The sequence below is a fragment of the Thermogutta sp. genome, from assembly GCF_039793925.1.
Taxonomy (GTDB): domain Bacteria; phylum Planctomycetota; class Planctomycetia; order Pirellulales; family Thermoguttaceae; genus Thermogutta.
Genome location: NZ_JBAMME010000206.1, coordinates 10,617 through 16,340, shown reverse-complemented (window position 1 = coordinate 16,340; position 5,724 = coordinate 10,617). Strand labels below are relative to the sequence as shown.

The following is a 5,724-nucleotide window of genomic DNA, read 5'->3' as shown; positions in this document are numbered from 1 at the left end:
CAATCGGAGCAGAGACGTCGCCCTGATTCAAATAAACCCGGCTGTCAAATCGGTAAACCGTATTGAGCAACGGATTGGCGGAACTGGGACCGGTAAACACCACAATAAAGTTGCCATCCGCATCTGCCCCCACAGACGGTGCCCACTGGCGCCCCGCCACCACCTGGTTCACACGGCGCTCACCACCAACCGCGTTCCCCGTCGCATCGAACAGGCGATAAAAGACACCCGACTCCAATTGATCTTCCTGGCCAGGCTGGTTGCCAATTCCACTCCAACTCACGACAAACGCGCCGTTCACGGCCATCGCCACCGAGGCATAGCCCTGTTCGCCGGTGACACTCACATTCACCCGCTGCCCAGTCCGCACCGCCAGCCACGACTGACTCGTGGGGTCCCACTGGAACAAATCAATGAACACGCCATTACCGTTCCCATCCGGCCCCATCCAGCTCACCACGACCGTCTGCCCGGAACCTGCCATTGCCACGTCTGGATAGGCCTTCTGACCAATTACCGTGGTGCCCACCGGAATCTCCGCAACCTGTTGCGCGACGCCCGCGGCCGTGAAAGTACGCAGTGCGATCCCGCCCGCTGTCTGCCATGCTACAGCGAAATTGCCACGGTAGTCCATCGACACGCTGGGCAATGTCTGGTCACCCAGCACCGTCGTGTTCACCTGGAATTCCGTGGCATCCAGGGCCTGCCCCTGTTGATCAAACCGACGGGCAAAAATCCCCCAACCCGAAGCCGAACCACCAGGCTCTTGCCCCCAGCTCGACCACACCACGACGAAGTTACCCTCCGCATCCATCGCCACGTCCGACCACTTCTGATCGTTGGCCGTGAACGTGTTCACACGGAAGGCATCACCCAAAGGTTGTCCATTAGAACCAAACCGCCGAGCGTAAATATCTGTGCTGCCACTCCGCGTGTTCGTCCAGGTGATCACAAAGTCCCCGTCCGGTGTCATCGCCACTGACCCAAACTGCTGGTCATCATTGGCAAACACCGAACTCGTCGTCACCGCCGTCGCCGGTGCATTGTCAATCTCGGTGGCATCGATCACGCCATTGCCGTTCAAATCCAAATCTGCCGGCGTGCCGTCCCGATCAAACAGCCGGAAATACACCCGATTCCGGCCACTCGCATCCGTCTGCGTCCATACCACCACATAGTCCCCATCCGCATCCCGCGCCACCGCATTCGGACTCTCCGGCTGCGTCCGCGCATTGACCGGCAGAACGGGTGTATCCTGGGCAGGCACCGTCACGTGGAAGGAAAGGGTGGTATTGGCACCGGGCGGTACAAAACCAGTGGAATTTAAAGGATTGCCGGCTTTATCTCGAATCCCCGAAATGGCGCCCGACGGAGCCCGAACCACGATTTGATAATCTCCGTCGGGAAGACCAGGCGTGCCAGGTTCCAAGGCACCGTTACCATCCAGAGTGAGGACAGCCTCCCACTTGTTTGTAGGCAGCGCGTAGAGGTTATAAACTCCGTCGGGATTGCCGTCTCCGTCGATATCGTATGGTTTCCCGTTAAGCAACGACGCGGCATTCATGCCGAATTCGACTTTCACCACGCCGCGCGGAATTTCCACGCCATTGCGGAGGAGCACAAAGTTGTCTGGGTTGAGGACACTATCCAGGACGGTCTTTGGATCACCCCCAAGCAATTCTTCGTTAAACGTGATGACGACCTGGGAGATGGAACCCTCGACGTTCGCGCCTCCCCACAAACTCGTCCCTGTAGGCGCAAGGATGTCGGTCACAAAAGGTCCGGCGGTGTCCGCGGTTTCGCGGAACTGTCGGTACCGAATTGTTGCGTTGGTCGCCGTCCCGCTCGTGTTTTCCTCGATCTGGGTGTAGGCGATGACGAACGAGCCTTCGGGCGTGACACCAATCGACGCCCATCCCTGCTGCGTCCCCGAATCGCCAAAGGACTGGGCAATCATGAGAGGCGGTGGGACATCCTGACCACCCGCACGGCCCGGGAAGATGCCCGTTATGGTAAATGGCCAGTCATGCCCTTCTCCTTGGAAGGTCACTTCATAGATCGTGTACTGTGTCGGATTCGCCACGGGAATTTCCCAAGGTGTTCCAATTCGATTGGCGATCTCGAGGGGGCTGATGATGCGTACATCGATCGACCCTTCGTAGGTAGGCTCGGCCCATGCCGTACCAGTCCGGGCAGCTCCTTCCAAAACCTCGTCGATACGGTCCCGCGTCAGCACCCGATTCCACACCTGGTTGGTTTGAATGTTGTTAACTGTGACGTCCTCAAAGCCCCCAATGCCCGTCCGCCAGATTCGAATGATGAATGATTCCCAGTTCAGGTTGTTGTCCATCAGAATCAGGTAGCGGGTGTTATGGCCGTCCCGCAGCGTATTGGCCACACTGTCGCTAAAGAGCGTGCCATAAGACAAGGAGGGATCGGCGTCGAACCGGCTGAACATGACACCGTTCGCCTCACCCCGGAGCAAACCGGTCACACTCTCCAAAATTGCGCGCAAGCGCCCCACTTGCTGTGGCGTGGCACCACGATTGAGCGCACGAATCAGAATCGCATCAATAACGCCGTCCACGTCCCCATTGCTGGGGCTTCCCGCAGAAAACAGCGTTTCCGTCTGCGGATCAAAGTAATTGAGAAGATCAGAATTTGTCTGTGAGTTGATTTGAGCAATGAGGATTTGCCGCACGGCCTGAGTGATGCCGAGGACGTTTTGGGAAACGTCCGGCCCATAGCCAGAATAGGCAGCAATCAAGTCACCGTCGGCATCCAGGCCACCACCGCCATTCAATTGGGCCATAGGCCACAAAGGCGTCGAGCCTGGGTTGAAAGAAGCACTGTTGGGCCGGAACGTATCGCGAATAACGTTTCCGTTGAGATCATAGACAATCCCCCGCACTCCGCTTGATGTCTGCCCCGTGCTATCGGCGTCGGCAATCACTTGCCAGGTGACCAGGAAATGGTTGGTTGAATCGAACGCAATCGTGGGGTTGCCTCCACCGCCAATGCCAAACTGGGGAAGAATGACCTGCCCCGCAAGGTTGTAACCCTTGGCTAGAACCGCGGTGGTATACGGCGCCCCTGTTAAAAAGTTGACATCCGTGGTCCGTTCCCACGCAATGACAAACTCACCGGTTCGCGACATTCCAACGGCCGGATTGAGGTAAACCGCCGTATCCTCCGTGTTGACGAGAAATTCATTCCCAATCCTGTTGCCATCCCGACTGAAAATCTGGGCCCGAATCCCGTTATAGAAGCTGAAGTCCTGCGCACTATTCGCCCAGGCGATCACAAAGTTACCCACCATGTCCATGGCCACGGCCGGGGCAAACTGCGGGCGCAGTGTCTCCGTGTTTACCCGGAAGCTGAAGAGATCCTGGCCTGGCGCAAGCTGCGATGACACATTGGCTAACGCCCCCAGGGGCGTGCCTTCCACGGGATCAAGGTACTGGAGGATCGCGTCGGTCAATCCGTTGGGTCCAGAGAACGTTTGCCGGAAGCTAACTCGGAACTGATACGGATCCGTGGAGGAGGCAACGGTCACACTGACGTCCTGGAATCCCGCCACCACCAGCGCACCCTGAATATTGGCCGCCGTGGTGGTCAGATTCGTGCTGTCAAAGACGATGTCATCGGTCATCTTGCCGGCAACGCTCAGCCGGAATCGACCAGCCAGGGCCCCGGGGACGAGGCTATCCACCGTCAGCGTTTGAACCACTGTGTTAAGCGGCGATACTAAGGGAATCACACCATCAATCGGCGTTTCCGGCGTGCCATCCGCGTTCATGTCCACAATGAATTGAGAGGTACCCAGCACAGCATTTCCCACCGGCCGGAACCGACGAGCGAAGATGTCGCTCACACTGCCGAAGGCGTAGCTGTCGGGAACCCTGCTTTCCCACACAATGATAAAGTCCCCGTCGGCATCCATGGCTACCACCGGATTGAGCTGATCGTACTTGTCCGGTCCAGGGGTGAACGGATCATCCGGCTCTTCGGGGTTTACCCGGAACTCCGGACTCGACTGCTTGATGGTGACCACCGAAGCCTCCGGCGAGGGCAGAAGATTGTTACCCAGCTCGTCGGTTACAGATGCAATGATAAATTCCGGATGATCGAGCTTGCTGGAATCGCCCACAAAGCGGATGTCAAACGTCGTGGCATTAACGGCTGTGACCTGCACCTGGGGCACAGCGGCAGCCACCGTGATCGGGTCGGTGTAGGGACCTTCCACTGAACTGGGCACGCGATCAGGCGGCGGGAAATCGATAGGGCCCATCGCATAGGCTTTGAGGCGGGTATTGAAGGCCTGCTCCAACGCCTGCGCCGTTAACTGCGGATTGGTGGGCGAAACGGGAATGTTCGAGATGAGAATCGGCTCCCGAACTGTAGAGACCTGCACAGCCGGATAAAATCCGCTGGAAAAGCTCACTGTACCGACAGAGAGCTTCGGCTGATTGACTCCCAGCGAGGCACTTCCATACTCGATCAAAAATTCCTTTGCGTTAATCGGAGTAACCTTGGTGTTTTGAAGCGGTCCCCCGATACCTTGCAAAGCAGTTTGGATGGACGTCGCAAGGCTGTTGATATCGCCGGTTTCATCGTAAACGATCGTCGCGCGCTCCGTCGGAGAGATTATTCCGTCTCCATTGGCGTCAGCCTGAAGCACAAATGTTCCCGCAATATTCTGCTGTACCGCCGCGAACGGCTGGTAGGTCGCAGAGATCGTGAGTTTTTGCACTAGCGTCGTCCCGCCGTAAATCAACGAAAACTGCCCATACTGCGAGGGGACACTGTCGTTTAAAACGGCTGACGGTAAGGTAATCCGCTGGACCTCGTCGGTGAAATAGCGGGCATAAATGTTGGCTTCACTCTGCGGCTGACCCGTCACCGGATCGATCATAGGCAATCCCGTGTTGGGATCGATGATGGTGTCGTAGCGGGTCCACACAATGACAAAATCGCCATCCGCGTCGACCGCCAGTGATTGCCCCGGATTGGTGTTTCCGGAGAAAATCACAGGCTGGACCGATTGATTGGCAAGCTTGTCGAGGATGTCCACCGGAGTAACGCTCAGAAGCGTCCGTTCTTCCAGAGCATCGACCCGCAGACGCCGATGCTGCCGGGGAGGATGAGACTTCTTTCGCGGACGACGCAAGGAAGCCAGCAAGTTGGCGAACATAGAACCTTTCCTCTGATGATGAGCAACCCGCTGTGTCAACATGATCGACCTCAACCTATGTCGATGCTGGTCGGTAATTTTCCAAATCCCTCGCCTCGGATTGTACGTTCCCCTTTTGTCAACCCCGTTTTTTACATGGCCCCAAAGGGTGCAGCCCCCCGCTCGCAGCAGGTGGTCCCCGCTTGGCAGAGGCTTCCTCCGGGAAAAGCGGGATCCACGGACGGCTTCACAAGAACTGTAAGTCTCCGCTTCCGAGATACTTTCTCCAGAATATCCATCTCCGCTGTTTTATCATGATTACGGGGGGGATACACGTCAAGTCTTGGCCATGACGAGCCCTCTGACGGATTGGGGTCGCAGCTCACCCCAAACCGGAGACGGGCGCCCTCGGGAAGAAGCCAACCGGCCGAAGTGACTGGCCGGGCGACCACCTGGGATGCGATCGCCAGAGACTTTCTGGTTGGTGGATTGATTGTCATCGTCCACGCCGCTTTGACCGCGCCCAGCGCGTTTCCTGACCATCCCAGGCT

Annotated in this window: 2 protein-coding genes; both read right to left on the bottom strand. The window is 57.4% G+C overall.

Annotated elements, in window-relative coordinates; translation table 11 throughout:
- Window positions 1–5,194: hypothetical protein (locus tag ABJK56_RS08240; protein WP_347244188.1), on the bottom strand; the 5,194-nt coding region annotated here is incomplete at its 3' end.
- Between the two features lie 131 nt (window positions 5,195–5,325).
- The coding region (locus tag ABJK56_RS08235) for a hypothetical protein (RefSeq protein WP_347244187.1) at window positions 5,326–5,724 on the bottom strand (399 nt) is incomplete at its 5' end.